Raw genomic sequence first — 20,902 nt, forward strand, 5'->3', positions numbered from 1 at the left:
TTTAAATGATAGAAAATTATTAATTGGTATGGGAATAGGACTAATCCTAGCTACTATTTTAATGCTTGGATATAATTCTAATCAGCAACTTTCACAAGCAAGGATTGAAGAAAAAGCCAGAGAATATGGTATGAAATATCCAGATGAAGTAAAAGTTATTTTTGATAAAGAGGATGTGGAGAAATGATAAGAGGTTTATACACGGCAGTAACAGGTTTAGTTACTTTAGAGGCTAAACAAGATGTAATTACTAACAATATAGCAAATGCTAATACAACTGGATTTAAAGGTGATAACTTATCTATAAAGAGCTTTGAAGATGTACTTTTAGCTAATAAAGAGAAACTTGCAAATGGAAATACGGTTAAAAACACTTTAGGTAAGTTAAACCTAGGAGCTAAGATAGACGAAACTAATACTCTTTGGACTCAAGGAACTTTAAATGAAACTGAAAAAAAGACGGACTTTGGAATACAAGGAAGTGGATTTTTTACAGTTAGAAAAAATACTGCTGACGGTGTAAAAGAATATTATACAAGAGACGGTAACTTTAGAGTAAATACTCAAGGATATTTAGTTACTAATACTGGTGATAGTGTATTAGGAGTAAACAATGCTACAGGTGCAAGAGAACCTATTTACGTAGGAAACAACGAACCACAGTTAGATGCAAGTGGTAATTTGTTTATTAATGGAGTAAGTACATATAAATTCGCAACAGCTGATTTTGAAGATTATAATTCACTTAAAAAAATTGGAGACAATCTTTATGAGGGACAAAATCCTAACTATGGTGGTGAAGTTTCTGTACAGCAAGGTGTTTTAGAAAAAAGTAATGTTAATATAATAAATGAAATGGTTAATATGATGACAATAATGAGAAGTTTTGAAACTAACCAAAAAGTAGTACAAACTTTAGATGAGACTTTAGGAAAAGCAGCTAGTGAAATAGGTGCAGTAAGATAATAAGGAGGGGAAAGCTTTATGATGAGAATATTATGGACGGCTAAAAGTGCAATGAATGCTAACCAAGAGAAACTTGACAGCATCTCTAATAACTTAGCTAATGTTAATACTACAGGATATAAGAAAACAGAAACAGCTTTTAAAGACTTGTTATCTGAGTCCTTTGATAGATTAGGTTATCCTATCTACGACAAAGATTCCTATACAGGAACTGGAGTAAAAACTACAGAGTGGACTAGAAACGGCAAACAAGGAAACTTAATGGAAACAAAACAACCAACTGATATAGCAATAGATGGACAAGGTTATTTTAGAGTAACCAAAGCTGATGGAAGTTATGCTTATACTAGAGATGGAAGTTTTAAGATTGATGCTTCAGGAACTTTAGTAACTGCTCAAGGGGATAAATTATCTATTCAATATGCAAATGGATATGGAGAAGGTAACCCAGCTCTTACAGCTAACACAACTAAGATCGATACAGACGGTAGTATATATATACAAAATGGAAGTACATATAATAGGATAGGAAATATTCCTCTATATAATGCAGTTGGAGATAATGCTTTTATTTCAGCTGGCTCTAATCTCTATGTTCCAGCAGAAGGAGTACAAGTTAATGAAGAAACTAATGCAGATATATACCAAGGTTTCTTAGAAGGATCAAATGTTGATATGGCTCAAGAGTTTTCAGAGATGATAATTACGCAAAGAGCATTTCAACTTGCATCTAAAGGAATAACCACAGCAGATGAGATGTGGGGAATGGTTAATAATATGAGAGGTAGATAAAAAGCTTTGGCGAAATGCCAAAGCTTTTATTTTACATTGAAGTTATTGTATTAGTTAAAGGTGGTATAACTTGCTTCTTTCTAGATAAAACTCCAGGTAAGAAAGCAGTGTGATCAACTAAGCTAACCTTAAATGCATTCTCAACTATTTCTGGTCTGCCACCAGCAACTAGTACTTGAGAACCTTCATTTAATATATCAGTTAATAGAAGAACTACAACCTCTAAACCATTATCAATAGCTTTTTTGCTCATATACTCAAGCATTGAATCTTTTAATGGCATAAAGCCTTCAATATCCATAGTATTAACTTGAGCAACACCTATTTTAGTATTTTCTATAGTGAAAGGTTTGAAGTCTTGATTAAAGATTTCTTCTACAGTTTTACCTTTTAAAGATGTACCTGCTTTGAACATTTCTTTTGCAAACTCTTCAATATTTATTTCAGCTATACTTGCAAGTCTCTTACAGATATTTTTATCTTCTTCAGTACAAGTTGGACTTCTGAATAATAATGTATCAGAAATGATAGCACCACATAAAAGTCCAGCAGCTTCTCTAGATGGTCTTATGCCATTTTCGAAGAATCTCTTAGCAACTATTGAAGAAGTTGAACCTATAGGCTCATTTCTAAAGTAAATAGGGTTACCAGTTTGAATGTCTGCAACTCTATGGTGATCTATTATCTCAAGAATTTCAGCATCTTCAAGTCCATTTACTGATTGACCTCTTTCGTTGTGGTCAACTTGAATAACTTTCTTTTTGTAGTTAGAAATCATGTGATATCTTGAGAAAGTACCAACAACTTTGTTACTAGAATCTAAAACTGGGTAGTTTCTGAATCTAGTTTCAACCATGATACTCTTTAAGTCATCTACTAAGTCTTCAGTAGAGAAAGCAATCAAGTTGTCTTTAACCATTACATACTCTACAGGAATAGATTGAACTATTAATCTAGAAGCTGTAAATGAATCATGAGGAGTAGATATTACAGTTATACCAAGTTCACGAGCTTTTTCTAATAAAGTATCACTTAGTGTATGTGAACCTGTCAAAATCATTAGAGATACTTTAGCATCCATAATGGTTTCTTGAGCATCAGCTCTATCTCCACCTACAATAACAATATCTCCTTCATCAATATATTCCTTTAAACCTTCTGGTTGCATAGCAGCCACCATTATTTTCCCAGGAAATATATTAAGGGCTTCATTTATGTAAATTGATTTTGCTGACAAAGTGTCAACTATATTGTCAATGGTAGTTTTGCTTTTTGATAATATTTTGTTATCCCAAATATCCATATAGCTGGATACTATGTTTGAAATAGATAAAACTCCTATTAAGTGAGTATTTCCATCAACTACGGGAATAGATTTAATGTTCTTTTCTTTCATTAAATTCCAAGCAGTTTTTAAAGATATATCAGCTGCAAGAGGAGTAATTTTATCAAAGGCAAGATCGCCTACCTTTAACTTTACTGTCTCTAAGTACATTGGCTTTTCAACTTTAAAATAATCTAATATAAATTGAGTTTCTTGATTTACATTTCCTAGTCTTACTGGAATAGCTGGTATAGTGCCTGTTTTATTTTTAAATTCCGCATAAGCTAAAGCTGCACATATGGAATCTGAGTCAGGATTTTTATGTCCAGTAACATAAATAACATCTTTCATTAAATGGCCTCCTTTATTGTCTTTGTTCCTAGTAATATTCTAATTTTAAAAGCCCTAATTGTAAAGAGCTAGTTAATATTTTAAATGTTTACACAATTATTAATATTATTATTGTAAATTTATTTCATAATTTATAGGTAGAGTTACATATATTAGGATAGAGACAATATAAAAGGAGGAACTCAATTGATAGAGGAGAAAGTAGTTACTTTAGGATTAAGTAGTAGAGAAGCTGAAAATAGAAAAAAGAAATTTGGAAGCAATGAACTTATAAAAGAAAAAAAGAAATCAGCATTTATGGTATTTATCTCTCAATTTAATGATCTAATGATTTGGGTGCTTTTAGCATCAACTGTTGTTTCCGCTTTAATGGGAGATATTGCAGATGCCATAACTATTGTTATAATAGTTGTTGTTAACGCAATTTTGGGATTTGTTCAGGAGTTTAGAACTGAAAAGTCTTTAGAAGCATTAAAAAATCTTGCTGCTCCAACTTGTAAGGTAATAAGAGATGGAGATATGAAAGTTATAAATGCCGTAGATTTAACTATTGGAGACCTAGTTGTTTTAGAAGCAGGAGATAGAATTCCAGCTGATGGAACCTTGAGTGGAGGTAGTGGACTAACTATAGATGAATCTCTATTAACAGGGGAATCTGTAGGGGTAAATAAAGATACTAGACAAGGACACTCTTCAGTATTTATGGGGACTACTATATTAAAAGGGAAAGGAACCATGAAGGTAACTGCAATAGGAATGGCTACAGAAATGGGTAAGATAGCTAACTTGCTTCAAAATATTGAAGAAGAAAAAACACCGTTAAAGCAGAAACTAGAATCTTTAGGAAAGGTTTTAGTATTTTTATGTTTGGGTATATGTGCAATAGTAACAGTTGTAGGAGTTGCTAGAGGTAATGATATAGGGGAAATGTTTTTACTTGGGGTAAGCTTAGCAGTTGCTGCTATACCAGAAGGACTTCCGGCGATAGTTACAGTAGCTTTAGCTTTAGGCGTATCAAGAATGATAAAAAGAAACGCCTTAGTAAGAAAACTTCCTGCTGTAGAAACCTTAGGATGTACCTCAGTTATATGTTCAGATAAAACTGGTACCTTAACACAAAATAAAATGACCCTAAAGGAAATCTATATTGATAATAAGGTATATAATTTAGATAAAGATAATCAACCGAATAATATTGTACTAACGAAGTCATTAGTTTATTGTAATGATTGTAATTATAATTTTTCAGAAAAAAACATGGACAAAGTTCTTCATGGAGATCCAACAGAAACAGCATTAGTTAAAGGACTTTTTAAAGATGTAAAAGCCCTTAAAAACTTTTTGAGTTTCCATAAAAGAGTTTTTGATTTACCATTTGATTCTAATAGAAAGATGATGTCTGTAATAGTTAGTGAAAATGGTAAGGAAACCTGCTATGTAAAAGGTGCGCCAGAAAGAATTATGGATAGATGTAGCCACATATTAGAAGATGGAAAAATAAAGCCATTAACTCAAACTAAGAAAAAGGAAATCTTAATGATAGTTGATGGCATGTCTAATAGAGCGCTAAGATGTTTAGGGGCAGCTTACAAGGAAGGATATTTAGTAAAGGATGAAAGTTTAGAAAAGGGTTTAACCTTTATTGGTATAGTTGGTAGCATAGATCCTCCAAGAGATGAAGCAAGAGATGCAGTATTACAATGTAAGCTTGCAGGAATTAGACCTATTATGATAACTGGAGATCATAAAAATACAGCTTTTGCTATAGCTAAGTCTTTAAGTATATGTAATTCTAATGATATAGTTTTAACTGGAGAAGATTTAGAAAGATTAACTGACAAAGATTTAGAGAGAGAAGTTAAAAAAGCAAAGGTATTTGCAAGAGTAAGTCCTAACCATAAACTCAGAATTGTAAAGGCATTAAAGAAAAATGGTAATATAGTTGCTATGACAGGAGATGGGGTTAATGATGCTCCTGCAATTAAAGAAGCAGATATTGGAGTTTCTATGGGTATATCAGGTACAGATGTTACTAAAGAAGCCTCTTCAATGATATTAATGGATGATAACTTTGCAACTATAGTGGCTGCTGTAGAAGAGGGAAGAGTAATATATGATAATATAAGAAAGTTTATAAGATATCTTCTTTCTTGTAACCTAGGAGAAGTATTAACTATGTTCCTAGCATCACTTTTTTACCTTCCAAACCCACTTACACCTATTCAAATACTTTTTGTAAACCTAGCTACAGATGGTCTTCCTGCAATTGCTTTAGGTGTAGACCCAGCTGACAAAGATATAATGTCACAAAAACCAAGAAAAAAGGACGAAAGTATATTTGCAAGAGGGTTAACTGAAAAGATTTTAGTAAGAGGTACTTTAATAGGTATATGTACTTTGACTTCATTTATAGTTGGTCAGTACTTTGGGTTTAATTTAAAGACTTCTAGAACAATAGCTTTAGCAACTCTAGTAATGTCACAATTGATTCATGTATTTGAATGTAGATCAGAAAGACACTCTATAATAGAGATTAAACTACTAAGTAATCCTTACTTAGTAGGTGCAGTTTTAGTTTCTATAACTATGATAATGAGTATAATGTATATACCATTTTTACAAGGAGTATTTCAGACTCAAGCTCTAAACCTATTAGAGTGGGGAATAGTAATGTTTTTCTCAGGAATAATAGCTACTATAAACTCAGTATTCCTTTATTTTAAAACAAGATAGTGAGAGTAGTTTAGAGTTAAAACATAAGAGTTAGTAAGTTAGAGAAAAAGTTACTCAGTTTCCCTTGAGTTTCTCAATTAACTGCTAACTCTTAATTAGTTTTGCTGACTTACTTAAAACTAGTTTCTCTAACTCTGTTAAACTGTAAGCAACTTGATTGAAGTCTGTTAAACTTAGTGAAACTTAGCTAAACTTTGTTAAGTTCATCAATCAATATTCTCATACCTGCTCTAATTTGTTTCTCATCTGTTCTAGCTATACTAACTCTAACACCTTTTTTATAGTTGAGATTAGAAGAGAAGTAGTTATATCCAGGTGAAACTAAGACACCCTTAGTTTTTAAGGAGTAAACTAAGGAACTTTCACTTACTCCTTCAGGTAAATAGATATAGCTATATAAAGATGTATCTAAAGAAGAAACTTTAACTTCTGTGTTAGTTAAGTTTTTAAGTTCATCACTAAAAGCTTTTAATCTAGACTTTTGTTGTTTTTTAATTAGTTTAACATGTTTAGATAAGATGTTGCTTTTAAGATATATTTCTAAAGTAGCTTGAGAGATTAAAGATGGAACAAAATATGAATAATAATAAGAATAACTAGCTTGCTTATTAAATTCATCTATAAGTTCAGCTGGGATAACAGCTAATCCTATCTTTATCCAAGGGATTATCTTAGTAAAACTTTTTAGATATATAAAGTGAGCGTGATCCCCATAAGCATATATAGGATCAAATTTAGAATCAAACTCTATATCTCCAAAGTAGTCATCTTCAACTATGTACACATCATACTTTATAGCAAACTCAGCTATAGCTTTTCTTTGAGTTTTTGAATACTTAGTTCCTAAAGGGTTGTGATTTCTAGGAGTAGTATAAAAAAACTTTATATCTCCATTTTTAAATAAATTCTCTAGTTCATTTAAATCAACTCCACTAGGAGTTCTATCTATAGAAAGAAAGTCTATCTTAGAGTACTTTAAGAAGTCTAAAAAGTATTTATAAGTTGGGTTTTCAAGTAAGATTTTTGTTTTTCCATTAGGAAAAGGCATGTTTGTAAGTAAACTTAATATCTGTTGTATTCCTAAATTGATAAAGATGTTTTCTTTAGGTACAAAAACTTGAAAGTTTGACAAATAGTTTGGAAGTAGAGACTTTAGAGAATCAATTCCCATAAGGTGAAAGTCTACAGGTTGATTACCATATATATCAACAGCTCTATCTAAACAATGTTTCAAATCAGGTGTTAAAATCCTACCCATATTAAGATTACCATTAGAAAAATCTATAATATTAGGATAGGATAAATTATTTAAGTGTTCCTCAACCACATAATATCCGCTTTGGGGTATTGAATATATTAAGTGCTCATTAATTAAACTTTCATAAGCTTTTATAGCGGTACTTTTACTGCAGGAATATTCACTACACAAACTTCTTATAGAAGGAAGTTTTTTAGATGAGGTGTATTTTTTATTATAAATATCAGATTTTATATCTAAAGCTATCTGTTTATATATATCCATAATTTCCTCCATGATTATAAAAATGTAAAGGGATACGAACAGGCTATTCTACAAAGGTTACCATTATTAAAGAATAAGAACTGTACTGGTACAGTTCTATTTTATCATAATTGAAAACATTATCCTACTGAGATATTATTAAATTGTACACTAAAACCATGCAAGGAGGGTAAGCTATGGATGGTATAAAAATAGTTACTATAGGTGGAGGATCAAGTTATACACCTGAATTGATTGAAGGGTTTATCAAAAGATATTCACAATTACCTGTAAGAGAATTATGGCTTGTGGACATAAAAGAAGGTGAAGAAAAACTAAAAATTGTTGGAGACTTAGCAAAGAGAATGGTTAAGAAAGCAGGTCTTCCAATAGAAGTTCATACAACTCTAGACAGACGAGAAGCTTTGAAGAGTGCCGACTTCGTAACAACTCAATTAAGAGTTGGCTTATTGGATGCTAGAATAAAAGATGAACGAATACCACTTAGTCACGGTTTTATAGGACAAGAAACAAATGGTGCAGGAGGAATGTTTAAAGCATTAAGAACAATCCCTGTATTATTAGACATTGATAAAGATATGTCAGAACTTTGTCCTGATGCTTGGCTTATAAACTTCACAAATCCAGCAGGTATAGTTACTGAAGCACTTCTTAGACATGGAAAAAATAAAAAAATAATAGGTCTATGTAATGGTCCTATAGGTATGGAGATGGCTGTTGCTAACATGCTTGAAGTTGAACATAGCAGAGTGAGAATGGACTTTGCTGGTTTAAATCATATGGTATTTGGACTAAACATATATCTAGATGGAAGAAATGTTACTGACGAAATAATAGAATCCATGGTAAATGGGAATCCAGGTGGTATAGCTAAAAACATTAAAGATATGCCATGGACTCCAGAGTTTATTAAATCTTTAGGAGTAATGCCTTGTGCCTACCATAGATATTATTTCCAAAACAAAAAGATGCTTGAAGAAGAACTAAAGGAATTTGAGAAGGGTGAAACAAGAGCAGAAGTTGTTAAGAGATTAGAAGACTCTTTATTTGAACTTTATAAAGATCCTAATCTTGATATTAAACCACCTCAACTTGAAAAAAGAGGAGGAGCTTATTACAGCGATGCCGCTTGTCGTTTAATTACATCTATATACAATGATACGGGAGATATACAACCTGTAAATACCAGAAATAACGGTGCAATTGCAGATTTACCACAAGATTCAGCAGTTGAGATAAGTTGTATAATTACTAAAGATGGCCCTAAACCAATAAACATGGGACATTTACCAGTAGCGGTAAATGGATTAATACAACAGATTAAATCTTTTGAAAGAACTGTAGTGGAAGCAGCTGTTGAAGGAAGTTATGATAAAGCTGTACTAGCTTTAACAATAAATCCATTAGTTGCTGATGATAAAGCTGCAAAAATGTTAGTAGACGAACTAATAGAAGCTCATAAAAATTATTTGCCACAGTTTAATAAATAACATATATAATGAAAGATTCTTCCGATTATGGAAGAATCTTTTTTTTGTAGTTTATGTTAAGAACATGTAAAAAATGTTGAAAGTCTATTAACATTTGTTAATAAATGTAGTAAGCTAATCAAGGGCAAAAAAATAATTTTTTTTCGGAGGAGATTAAGTTGAGTAGTGTAGAAATCATTGTATCTGTAATAGGTGGATTAGGTTTATTTATTTATGGTATGAAACTTATGGGAGATGGATTAGAAAATGCTGCAGGAGAAGGATTAAAAAGTATTTTAGAAAAAGTTACATCTAATAAAATAGTAGCAGTATTAGTAGGAGCAGCAGTTACCGCAGTAATTCAAAGTTCATCCGCAACTACAGTAATGGTAGTTGGGTTTGTAAATGCAGGATTAATGAATTTAGTTCAAGCAACTGGTATAATAATGGGAGCTAACATAGGTACAACAATAACAGCTCAATTAGTTGCGTTTAAGTTAGATGCAATAGCTCCAGTATTTGTTGGTATTGGTACAGCTGTAGTTATGTTTGCTAAAGGAAAAAAGAGAAGAGAAATAGGAAACATAATACTTGGTTTTGGTATACTATTTATGGGTATGGGAATAATGAGTTCTGCATTAGAGCCATTATCAGATTCACCTGCTTTTGGACAATTAATTTTAGCAATAGGTGATAGATGGTATATAGGAATATTAGCTGGATTATTGATGACAGGAATAATACAAAGTTCCTCTGCTACAACAGGAATACTTATAGCTTTAGCAACAACAGGAGCAATAGATATAAAACTAGCTATTCCAGTACTGTTTGGATGTAATATAGGTACATGTGTTACTGCGTTATTAGCATCTATAGGAACTAATAAAACAGCACGTAAGGCAGCTCTTATACATTTAATATTTAATACTTTTGGAACTCTAATATTTGTCCCTTTTATAACTATATTAGGTGATGTAGTTAGTGGGTTAACACCAGGAGATATAAAAAGACAAATTGCAAATGCACATACTATATTTAATATTATAAATACATTTATAATGTTGCCTCTAACTGGACTATTAATAATGATAGTAAATAAGATTATTCCAGGTGAAGATGAAATAGAAAAGGCAGCACCTAAATATCTTGATGATAGACTTTTAGAAACTCCAGTTATAGCAGCTGGTCAAGTTGCTAAAGAAACATTAAGAATGGCAAACAAGGCTAGAAAAAACTTGGAAATTTCTATGGATGCTTTATTAAAAGATGACGAAAAATTAATATCAAAGGTTATGGAAAATGAAAATATAATAAACGTATTAGAAGAAGCTATAACTTCTTATTTAGTTAAATTATCAAAAATTGAGTTGTCAGATAAAGAAAAAAATCTTTTGGCTGCCACATATCATGTAATAAATGATATAGAGAGAATTGGAGATCATGCTGAAAACATAGCGGATTTAGCTAGTCAAAAAATACATAAAAAATTAAAATACACTGACGAAGCAATAGAAGAACTTCAAAATATGTATAATTACACACTACTTGCATTAGATATTGCAATAGAGAGTTATGCAACTAGGGATATAGAAAAAGCTTCAACCATAATGGAATATGAATCTAAAATTGATGCATATGAAAAAGAATATAGAGATAATCATATTAAAAGATTAAATAGAGGACAATGTAATGCATATTCTAGTGCATTTTTTCTAGAAGTATTAAGTAACTTTGAAAGAATAGGAGACCATGCAACGAATATAGCAGAAAGTGTAATAGCTAGTAATTCATAAAAAGATTAAAAAGTTAATTTCAGAGTGTGGATAAAATCCACACTCTGTTACTTCCTGAAAATAACAATTTAATAACAGAATACGTTTTAAATTAAAATCTTTATATTTTAATTTAAAAAAGCTAGACAAATCGAAATAAGCCTGTATAATTTAAATATAAATTAAATATTAAATTCTTGTGCGCAATGAGGTCACAGTAGATATGTATATAACTACTAGTGAGCTCTTTTTTTATATTAAATTTTATAAATATATTTTTCTGCAGAAAAAATATAAAAAAGAAATTATAATTTAAAGGGGGACTTATTTATGGATACAAAGGCACTAGACACGTTATGGGTATTACTTGCAGCGGTATTAGTATTTTGGATGCAAGCAGGATTTGCTATGGTAGAAACAGGATTTACAAGGGCTAAAAATGCTGGAAACATAGTAATGAAAAATCTAATGGATTTTGTTATTGGATCGTTAATTTTCTGGGTTTTAGGTTTTGGACTTATGTTTGGTACTGACGTTGGTGGGTTTATAGGAGCACCTAACTGGTTTTCGGCAGGGAGCATAGAATATTTAGGATTAACTATTCCTAAAGAAGCGTTTTTAATATTTCAAACAGTTTTCTGTGCTACAGCAGCTACTATAGTTTCAGGAGCTATGGCTGAAAGAACTAAGTTTATATCATACTGTATTTATAGTTTTGTTATAAGCGCATTTATTTATCCTGTAGTTGGACATTGGATATGGGGTGGCGGATGGTTATCTCAATTAGGTTTCCATGATTTCGCAGGTTCAACAGTAGTTCACTCAGTAGGTGGATATAGTGCATTTGTGGGGGCATTAATTTTAGGACCTAGAATAGGCAAATATACTAAAGATGGAAAATCTAATGCTATCCCTGGACACAGTATAACGTTAGGCGCCTTAGGGGTATTCATTCTATGGATGGGATGGTTTGGATTTAATCCTGGTTCATCTTTATCAGGAACAGCCGTTGATTTGAATTCAAGAATATTTATTACAACAAATTTAGCAGGAGCTGCGGCAGCATTAGTAACGATGACTATAACTTGGGTACGTTATAAGAAACCTGATATAAGTATGACTTTAAATGGAGTACTAGCTGGTTTGGTTGCTATAACAGCAGGATGTGATGTTATATCACCAACAGGAGCAGTTATTGTAGGTATAATAGCAGGCTTTGTAGTAGTATATGGTATTGAATTTATAGATAAAGTACTTAAAATTGATGATCCTGTTGGAGCTATAGGGGTTCATGGATTATGTGGTATAACTGGTACATTAGCAGTTGGATTATTTGCTGCTTATGGTGATACATTAGGATTATTCTACGGTGGTGGATTTGGATACCTTGTAACTCAGCTTATAGGGATTGTAGCAGTAGGAGCGTGGACTGTAGGTACTACTTTCATATTATTTAAAGTAATAAAAGCTACAGTTGGATTAAGAGTTTCTAAAGAAGAGGAAATTAAAGGACTTGATCCAGAAGAACATGGACTTGAAAGCAGTTATGCTGATTTCCAAACTATAGATCTATAAGGGGGACAATAGCATGGAAGATAAAATTACCAAAATTGATATTATTACAAGAAAAGATAAATTTGATGCACTTAAAGATGCTTTGAATAATATTGGAATTACTGGAATGACAGTAACACAAGTTTTAGGTTGTGGAGTTCAAAAAGGTGATACTCAATATTATAGAGGAGTACCTATGGAGTTAAAGCTACTTCCTAAGGTTAAAATAGAGATAGTTGTATGTGAAGTTCCTGTTGATCTAGTTGTAAAAACAGCTCAAGATGTACTTAGAACAGGAGAAATTGGGGACGGAAAAATATTTATCTATGAACTAGCAAACGCAATAAAGATAAGAACTGGAGAAGAAGGTAAAGCAGCATTGGCTGATGAAAAATAGAATATTAAAAAAATTAAGTGCAGAATCATAAGATTCTGCACTTAATTTTTTTTGGAAATACTCTTGATTATATGTAGCTAAGAGTTGTAATATACTATTTAAGAACGTAAAACTAAGAAAAGTATAATTTAACAGAAATACATTAACAGATGATGGGAAAAGTATTGTTTTAAATAACTAAAAGACCTATGTAGGAGGAATATATGAAGGTTATTATAATTGGTGCTGGAAAAGTTGGATATACATTGGCAGAATGTTTAGCTAATGAAAATAAAGATGTGACTATAATAGATACGAGGGTACAAGCTCTTCAAAAAATTGAAGATAACTTAGATGTATTGAGTATAAATGGAAATGGAGTTAGTACAAGCATCTTGTTAGAAGCTGGGGTAGCTAGTGCAGACTTACTTATAGCTGTTACAGGAAGTGACGAAGTTAACATGGTATGTTGTTTAACAGCTAAAAAGCTTGGTGTGAAACAAACAGTAGCTCGTGTAAGAAATCCAGAATATTCAGATGAACTGTCTCTTATAAAAGATGAGTTAGGTCTTGACTTTATTATAAATCCAGAATATACAGCAGCAGAGGAAATAGCAAGTACAATAAATTTTTCATCTGCAATTAATGTAGAAAGATTTGCTAGCGGAAGAGTTAGAATGGTTGAACTTAAAATTACTTGTGGAATAGACATTATTGGTAAAAAAATTAAGGATATAGATAGACAATCTAATTCCTCTGTACTAATAGGAATAATTGTTAGGGGAAATGAAGTAATAGTTCCAGATGGAGATGAAGAAATAAAAGAAAATGATATCGTATATGTAGTAGGCAAGATGTCTAATATATATAAGTTCTGCAAAATATATGGAAGATATCCTGATAAAATTAAAAATTTGATGATAGTTGGGGGAGGCAGAATTACATATTATTTATACAAGCTATTAAATGACATGAATATAAAAATGAAGATTATAGAAATAGATAAAACAAGATGTGAAGAGTTATCAGAAAAATTACCTAATGCTCTTATTATTAATAGCGATGGTACAGATGAAGAGGTACTTATGTCAGAAAATATAGAACACATGGATGCATTTTTATCTGTTACGGGGATAGATGAGGAAAATTTCATGTCTTCTCTTATTGCAAAAAGAGCAGGTGTTAAAAAGATAATTACTAAACTAAGTAGAACTAATTATATAAATATTGTTAGGGATGTTGGATTGGATGGTATTGTTATTCCTAAAAGAATAACCACTAATAAAATTCTTAAGTTTACAAGAGGTGCTGATTTACAGTCTTTACGTAGGATACTTGAGGGGAAAGTTGAGATATTAGAGTTTGTTGTAGATAATTCTAGTAAGTTAATAAATAAAGAAATTAGAAAATTGAATATTTCTTCTAATACAGTCATTGCAACTATTGTAAGAAAACAAGAAGTTGTTGTGCCTCATGGAAATGACATTATTAGAAGTGGAGATAGAATTATTGTTATAACAATGGAGGCAAACATATCAACTTTAAGAGAACTAGAATCAGCTGTAATTGGAGGAAATCAAAATGAACTTCGCAATGGTATTAAAAAACTTGGGAAAATTATTAGTATGTGAAGCACTTTCTATAGTGCCAGCTGCATTAGTTTCTATATATTATAAAGAAAATGAATTTTGGTCATTTTTATACACAATAATCATATTAATAGTTTTAGGGGTTATTCTAATTAGAATAAAAGCTAAAAATAAAAACATATATTCTAGAGATGGCTTTGCGATAGTAGCAATAGGATGGATATTACTTTCATTTTTTGGAGCTTTACCATTTTATTTTAGCGGAGCAATTCCATCATTAGTAGATAGTTTTTTTGAAGCTAGTTCAGGATTTACAACTACTGGAGCAACTATACTTGGAGAAATTGAAAGCCTTTCTAGAGGGATATTGTTTTGGAGAAGTTTCACTCATTGGATTGGAGGGATGGGAGTCTTAGTTTTAGTTATGGCTATATTACCATCTGCTGGTGCAGGAAGTATGCAAATAATGAAAGCTGAGAGTCCAGGCCCTAACCCAGGAAAACTTGTTCCGAAGGTTAAAGAAACAGCAAAAATTTTATATGGTATTTATTTAATAATAACTATAGTTCAGTTAATACTACTTAAGGTTTCTGGATTGCCTCTTTTTGATTCGATAATTCATACTTTGGGTACAGTAGGTACAGGTGGGTTTTCAAGCAGAAATATTAGTGTAGGAGCGTATAACAATCTTGCTGCCGAAATAATTATAACTGTTTTTATGCTTATATGTGGTGCTAATTTTGCCCTACATTATCAACTATTAAAGGGGAATATAAAAGGCTTTTTTAAGGATGGAGAGTTTAAACTATATCTCTTTATTGTAACTATGTCTATAATACTTATTACATTTAATCTTAATGGTAATATATATAATTCGGTTAAAGAGTCCTTAAGACATGCCAGTTTTCAGGTAGCATCAATTATAACAACAACAGGTTATGCAACTGTAGATTTTAATACCTGGCCATCACTTAGTAAATTAATATTACTGTTACTTATGTTTGTTGGAGGATGTGCAGGTTCAACAGCTGGAGGGTTAAAAAATATAAGGATTTTGCTTCTATTTAAGGCGGCTAAAAGAGATCTTTTAAAGATAATACATCCTAAAGCAGTATATACAGTTACTCTTCAAGGAAAGGCTGTAAATGAGCAGACCCTTTCAGAAGTTCTAGGGTTTTTCTTTATGTATGTTATTATTTTCTGCTTTTCAATATTAATAGTATCCTTTGAAGGAAAAGATATTGTTACTACCATTAGCTCAGTAGCAACCACTTTAGGAAATGTTGGACCGGGATTAGAAATAGTTGGACCTATGGGGAACTTTTCGAGTTTTACTGTATTTAGCAAACTTATATTTTCTTTTTGTATGATAGTAGGAAGATTAGAAATATACCCTATGATTTTATTACTTATGCCTAGATTTTGGGCAAGGTAGCAATATTATATATTTAAACAAAAGATACAATGGCGTTTATTATTTCTTTAATTATTTTTCAGTAATTTAGAATAATAACGTCTTTTTTACTTAAAGTATTAAATTTTCTTAAATTTTTTACGAAAATAAAAATAGAATAAAAACTTAGAAAAAAGGAGAAATCTAAAGTATGCTTAAGTGTAAACAATGTTAACAAATAATTTGTAGAATATTGACAAAATTCATGTAATAGAAGATAATAACAAGTAATAAATACTATATAAAACATTAAAAAATATCTTTGATATGCATTAAAAGGTGGTGATAAAGTGGCATTAGAAGCATTAAAAGAAATTAAGGAAGCTGAAGAAAAAGCAGAAAAAATTATTAAAGATGCAGAAGTTAGAAAAAAGGATATTATTTTAAATGCTCAAAAAGAGGCTAAAGATAAGTATAATGAAATCATAAATTTAGCTAAGGGTGAAGCAGGTAAATTAATTGAAACTGCTACAAATGAGGCAAATAAAAGAGCTACGCCTATTTTAGAGCAGGGTAAAAAAGAAATTGATGAAATTTTAAGTATTTCTGAAGAGGAAAAAGGGAAAGTTATAAATTTAGTAATTGAGAGGATAGTGAATATTCATGGCAATAGTTAAAATGAATAAATTTACTTTGCTAGCCTTTGAATCTGATAGAAAAAAACTGTTAGAAGAACTTCAGAAACTTGAGGAGGTTCAATTTATAAACCTTCAATCACAAGACGTACTTGAAGATCAAGAAGATTTTGTTGGGTTAGATAAAGTTTCATTAGATTCTAGTTATGCAAAGTTTGAAGAAGATTTATCAAAGATTAAATTCACCATGGAATTCCTTAAGCGATATATTTCAAAAAAATCCGGACTTGGAGAAATGCTTTCAGATAAAAAGCAGATGTCTTATGAGGAAATTAATAAATATATGACTAATAGCTCATGGAAGGTAATTTATAATGAAATAAAGGGAAAAGAAGAAAGGTTAAATTCAATCAACAATGAATTAACTAAAATTGAGTCTGAAATAGATTTATTAAAAGCTTGGATTAATTTTGATGCACCTTTTAAACTTCTAAAGAATTTAAAAAGTGCATATTTTTTAGGGTCATTTCCTAAACAATATGAAGAGGAATTAATTGATAAACTTAATAAGTCAGAATATCCAACTTATTACGAAGTAATAAGTAAAAATAATTCGGATGTTTCAATATTAGTTATAACTAATATTGAAAGTAGAGAAAATATCTCAGAAGAGTTAAAGCAAGTAGGATTTTCAGCTTTCCCAGTAATCTATGATGAAACCGCTTCAGAAAAAATAAACAGTTTAAATAGTAACCATAAAAACCTCTTAGACGAGGAAAAAAGTATTAAAGAATCATTAATAACCTATAATGATAAAATAGAAGAATTAGAAATAGCTTATGAGTTTTTTAATAGTTTGATTGTTAGAGAATTAGCATCTAATAATTTCTTAAAAACTAGTAAGATAATTGCTATATCAGGTTGGATTAAAAAAGACTCTAATGAAATATTAGAGAAAACTGTAGGAAATATATTAGATAATAACTATTATATGACTTTCAGTGAAGTTGAGGATAAGGAAATTGAAAAAGTTCCTATTAAGCTTAAAAATGGAACCTTTTCATCAAATTTTGAAGGTTTAGTTGAAATGTATAGTTTACCTAAATATTCAGAAGTTGACCCAACTCCAATATTATCAATTTTTTACTTTATATTTTATGGGATGATGCTTTCAGATGCTGGATATGGATTAATTATAGTTTGTGCAACTTCATATGCCTTATGGAAGGTTAAAGACCCAGAAAAGAGAAAGTTTTTCAAATTACTTTTTTTTGCAGGTATTTCTACAGTGATTTGGGGAGCAATATATGGATCTTGGTTTGGGGATTTATTCCCAGAGTATTTTGGAATAAATGTTCCATATTTATTAAATCCAACAACTGGAATAATGGAGATTTTCATAATGTCCTTAGTTTTTGGGTTTGTGCATGTATTTGTAGGATTAGGTATAAAAGCATATATACTTATTCGTGCAGGTGCTATAAAGGATATGGTATATGATGTTTTAACTTGGTATTCAACGCTAATTGGAGCTGTGCTTATGCTTCTTGGTATTGGAGGAGTATTGGGTAAGGTTCTTCTTTTTGGTGGATTAATAGCTTTATTGTTAACTCAAGGAAGAGCATCAGAAAGTATAGGTGGTAAAATAGGTGGAGGAGTTTATGGAGTATATGGAATAACAGGATATTTAGGTGATATTGTTTCATATTCTAGACTCCTAGCTTTAGGGCTTGCTACAGGATTTATAGCAAATGCATTAAATCTTATAGTAAACTTAATTCCATCACCATTTAGTTATATTATTTCGCCAATTTTATTTATTGGATTACATTTGTTCAATTTATTGATAAATGCGTTAGGTTCCTATGTACATGCAGCGAGATTGCAGTACCTAGAGTTCTTTGGTAAATTTTATGAAGGTGGAGGACGAAAGTTCACTCCATTTAAATTAAGTGATATTTTTATTAAAATAACAAAATAATTAGGAGGATTTAAAACATGACTTGGATAGAATTTTTTGTTGATAAAGGTGGATTAGTTTTTGCATTATTAGGGGCTGCTTTAGCAGTAGGTTTAGCAGGTATAGGATCAGCTAAAGGTATAGGTATAGCTGGAGAGGCTGCTTCAGGGTTAATGACTGAAGAACCAGAAAAGTTTGGTAGTACATTTATATTAGTTGCATTACCTGGTACTCAAGGGTTATACGGATTCGTTATAGCACTTCTATTATTCACTAAAATAGGAATATTTGGTGGAGATGCACCAACTTTTGAATTAGGATTAAAATACTTAATGGCTTGTCTTCCAGTAGCATTAGCAGGATGGCAATCAGCTATAGCTCAAGGAAAAGTTGCAGCAGCAGGTATTCAAATATTAGCTAAAAGACCAAATGATGTAATGAAGGGTGTTATATATGCTGTTATGGTTGAAACATATGCAGTTTTAGGATTCGTTGCTTCATTATTCATGGTACTATTCATAAAATAGTTTGGAGTGATGGCAAATGTCTAATATTAAAAATCTTACAGAAAAGATTCTGGAAGAAGCAAAGCATAAAGAAAAAGAAATAGCTGCTTATACAGAAAGTGAAAAAGAAAAAATTCTTTCTTCAAAGATAAAGGAAGCTGAAGACGAAAGAAAATTAATTCTTTTAAAAGCAGAAGAAGAGGCTAAAACTAAAAAAGAAAGAATTATATCTAGCACAACTTTAAAGGTAAGAAATGAAAAACTTGAAATTAAACAAAAGCTTATTAGTGAAGTTTTCGATAAAGCATTAGAAGAACTCTGTTCAATGAATTCTAGCAAATTAAAAAACTTCATAAAACATACAATTTTAGATTTAGACATAGAGGGTGATGAAACAATAATTTTCAATGAAGATGGAAAATCAAAAATTGATGATAAGTTTATAGAAGATTTAAACTTTATTTTCCTTGCTAGAAATAAAAAAGGAGAGTTAAAGGTTAGAGAAGAAAATGGAAACTTTAAAGGTGGATTTATTGTAGAGAAAAATGGAGTTGAAATAAACAACACATTTGAATCTCTAATGGACTCTATGAAAGATGAACTAGAGTATGAAGTATCTAAAGCATTATTTAATTAAGGAGGTTTAGCGTATGGATTCAATGGTATTTACCCAAGTTATACCTAGAATTAGGGTGTTAGAGACTAAACTTCTTGATAAAACTAAACTTGAAAGAATTATAGATTCAAGTTCAGGGGAAGAAGCTTTAAAAATACTTGGTGAAACTGAGTACTCTAACGTTATGGGAAATGTCAAAAGAATAGAAGATTATGAAGAAATATTAAGCTCAGAGTTAAAGAGAGTTTATAAACTTCTATATGAAATATCTCCTATAAAATCTGTAGTAGATGTTATGAGTATAAAATATGATTACCATAACATTAAGGTGCTTATTAAAGAAAAGATATTAAATAAAGATTTTTCAAATATGTTAGTTCCAGTAGGAAAAGTTGATATTTCTAAACTTAAAAATGCTATAGATAATGATTATTATAGAGACTTAAATTCTGTAATGAGAAAATATATAGAAGAGGTTTTTAAAGATTACGAAAATACAAAAGATCCTCAGAGAATAGATATTATATTAGATAAAGGTATGTTTGAAGAACTTCTTATTTTAGATAAAGAAATAGAAGATAAGTTTTTACACAAATATATAACTACGCTAATTGATACAACTAACTTAAAGACTTTGCTTAGAGTAAAAAAACAAGGTAAGGGAAGAGAATTCTTTAGTGAAGTATTAATTTTAGGGGGAACTATTGATAAAGATAAATTATTTGCTTTATTAAATGATTCTGCTGAAAATATAAGCTCAAAACTTTCCTACACAGATTATAGTGAGATTTTAAAGATTGGAATTGAAGCCTATGTTAAAAATGGTTCTTCTGCACTTTTTGAAAAATTAAGTGAAGACTATATTATGAAGCTTATGAAAAATGCTAAATATGTAAGTTTTGGAGTAGAACCTATTTTAGCGTATGTTTATGCTAAAGAAACAGAAATAAAGTTGCTTAGAATTATTATGGTTGGCAAGCTTAATAATATTGCTAGTGAAGTAATAAGAGAAAGGCTGCGTGATAGTTATGTATAAGAAGATAGGAGTAGTTGGAGATAAAGATTCAGTTTTAGCATTCAAGGCATTAGGAATTGAAGTTTTTCCTGTTGTTGAAAAAGAAGAAGCTAGAAAAACTATCGATAGGTTAGCTATGACTGATTACGCAGTTATATTTGTAACGGAGCAGGTTGCAAAGGATATTCAAGAAACTATTGAAAGATATAACAGAATGCTTCTACCTGCTGTAATATTAATTCCAAGTAATCAAGGATCATTAAATATAGGAATTCAAAGAATAAGTGACAACGTAGAAAAAGCAGTTGGCGTTAATATTTTATAGGAAG

Annotated in this window: 18 protein-coding genes; 16 read left to right on the plus strand and 2 right to left on the minus strand. The window is 30.7% G+C overall.

Annotated elements, in window-relative coordinates; all coding sequences use genetic code 11:
* Positions 1-28 precede the first annotated feature (28 nt).
* Genes BUA92_RS23250 through BUA92_RS08635 form a run of 3 tightly spaced genes read left to right on the plus strand, consistent with a single transcriptional unit; the run spans position 29 to position 1,758 of the window.
* Positions 29-187, plus strand: a complete 159-nt coding sequence (locus BUA92_RS23250) for a hypothetical protein (protein ID WP_021800952.1) — start codon at positions 29-31, stop codon at positions 185-187.
* On the plus strand, positions 184-966 hold the full coding sequence (locus BUA92_RS08630) for a flagellar hook-basal body complex protein (protein WP_073018692.1): 783 nt from the start codon (positions 184-186) through the stop codon (positions 964-966). Before BUA92_RS23250 ends, BUA92_RS08630 begins: the two co-directional genes overlap by 4 nt.
* 18 nt (positions 967-984) lie before the next feature.
* Positions 985-1,758, plus strand: coding sequence for a flagellar hook-basal body complex protein (locus BUA92_RS08635; protein ID WP_073018694.1), 774 nt, complete (start codon positions 985-987; stop codon positions 1,756-1,758).
* Positions 1,759-1,789: 31 nt separating this feature from the next.
* Here BUA92_RS08635 and BUA92_RS08640 read toward each other — a convergent pair whose 3' ends face one another.
* Positions 1,790-3,433, minus strand: a complete 1,644-nt coding sequence (locus BUA92_RS08640) for a putative manganese-dependent inorganic diphosphatase (protein WP_073018696.1) — start codon at positions 3,431-3,433, stop codon at positions 1,790-1,792.
* Between the two features lie 186 nt (positions 3,434-3,619).
* On the opposite strand from BUA92_RS08640, the gene BUA92_RS08645 reads away from it, so the two are divergent.
* Positions 3,620-6,166, plus strand: coding sequence for a calcium-translocating P-type ATPase, SERCA-type (locus BUA92_RS08645; protein WP_073018698.1), 2,547 nt, complete (start codon positions 3,620-3,622; stop codon positions 6,164-6,166).
* 187 nt (positions 6,167-6,353) lie between these two features.
* Here BUA92_RS08645 and BUA92_RS08650 read toward each other — a convergent pair whose 3' ends face one another.
* Entirely contained in the window at positions 6,354-7,688 is a 1,335-nt protein-coding gene (locus BUA92_RS08650; protein WP_073018699.1) for an aminotransferase-like domain-containing protein, read from the minus strand.
* Between the two features lie 176 nt (positions 7,689-7,864).
* Here BUA92_RS08650 and BUA92_RS08655 point away from each other — a divergent pair, with 176 nt between their 5' ends.
* The 12 genes from BUA92_RS08655 to BUA92_RS08710 all read left to right on the plus strand — a co-directional run bounded on the left by BUA92_RS08655 (position 7,865) and on the right by BUA92_RS08710 (position 20,898).
* The gene (locus tag BUA92_RS08655) at positions 7,865-9,178 is read left to right on the plus strand and encodes a 6-phospho-beta-glucosidase (protein ID WP_073018700.1); all 1,314 of its coding nucleotides are present in this window, start codon (positions 7,865-7,867) and stop codon (positions 9,176-9,178) included.
* A 158-nt stretch (positions 9,179-9,336) separates the two neighbouring features.
* Entirely contained in the window at positions 9,337-10,950 is a 1,614-nt protein-coding gene (locus BUA92_RS08660; protein WP_073018701.1) for a Na/Pi cotransporter family protein, read from the plus strand.
* A gap of 309 nt (positions 10,951-11,259) precedes the next feature.
* Positions 11,260-12,504, plus strand: coding sequence for an ammonium transporter (locus tag BUA92_RS08665; RefSeq protein ID WP_073018702.1), 1,245 nt, complete (start codon positions 11,260-11,262; stop codon positions 12,502-12,504).
* A gap of 13 nt (positions 12,505-12,517) precedes the next feature.
* Complete coding sequence (locus tag BUA92_RS08670) at positions 12,518-12,880, plus strand: P-II family nitrogen regulator (protein ID WP_073018703.1); 363 nt, start codon at positions 12,518-12,520, stop codon at positions 12,878-12,880.
* Between the two features lie 203 nt (positions 12,881-13,083).
* Positions 13,084-14,490, plus strand: coding sequence for a Trk system potassium transporter TrkA (gene trkA / locus BUA92_RS08675; protein ID WP_073018704.1), 1,407 nt, complete (start codon positions 13,084-13,086; stop codon positions 14,488-14,490).
* Positions 14,441-15,883 (plus strand): TrkH family potassium uptake protein, encoded by a 1,443-nt coding sequence (locus BUA92_RS08680; RefSeq protein ID WP_073018705.1) that lies wholly within the window; start codon positions 14,441-14,443, stop codon positions 15,881-15,883. Before trkA ends, BUA92_RS08680 begins: the two co-directional genes overlap by 50 nt.
* Positions 15,884-16,191: 308 nt before the next feature.
* Complete coding sequence (locus BUA92_RS08685; protein WP_073018706.1) at positions 16,192-16,518, plus strand: ATP synthase subunit B family protein; 327 nt, start codon at positions 16,192-16,194, stop codon at positions 16,516-16,518.
* A 1-nt stretch (position 16,519) separates the two neighbouring features.
* Positions 16,520-18,457 (plus strand): V-type ATP synthase subunit I, encoded by a 1,938-nt coding sequence (locus tag BUA92_RS08690; protein ID WP_242950114.1) that lies wholly within the window; start codon positions 16,520-16,522, stop codon positions 18,455-18,457.
* A gap of 17 nt (positions 18,458-18,474) precedes the next feature.
* Positions 18,475-18,963, plus strand: a complete 489-nt coding sequence (locus tag BUA92_RS08695) for a V-type ATP synthase subunit K (RefSeq protein ID WP_073018709.1) — start codon at positions 18,475-18,477, stop codon at positions 18,961-18,963.
* Between the two features lie 16 nt (positions 18,964-18,979).
* On the plus strand, positions 18,980-19,579 hold the full coding sequence (locus tag BUA92_RS08700; protein ID WP_073018711.1) for a V-type ATP synthase subunit E: 600 nt from the start codon (positions 18,980-18,982) through the stop codon (positions 19,577-19,579).
* A 13-nt stretch (positions 19,580-19,592) separates the two neighbouring features.
* Positions 19,593-20,594 (plus strand): V-type ATP synthase subunit C, encoded by a 1,002-nt coding sequence (locus BUA92_RS08705; protein ID WP_073018714.1) that lies wholly within the window; start codon positions 19,593-19,595, stop codon positions 20,592-20,594.
* Complete coding sequence (locus BUA92_RS08710; RefSeq protein ID WP_073018928.1) at positions 20,587-20,898, plus strand: V-type ATP synthase subunit F; 312 nt, start codon at positions 20,587-20,589, stop codon at positions 20,896-20,898. Before BUA92_RS08705 ends, BUA92_RS08710 begins: the two co-directional genes overlap by 8 nt.
* Positions 20,899-20,902: the final 4 nt, after the last annotated feature.

Origin of the sequence: Clostridium intestinale DSM 6191, from assembly GCF_900130055.1 — a bacterium.
Lineage (GTDB): Bacteria > Bacillota > Clostridia > Clostridiales > Clostridiaceae > Clostridium_T > Clostridium_T intestinale.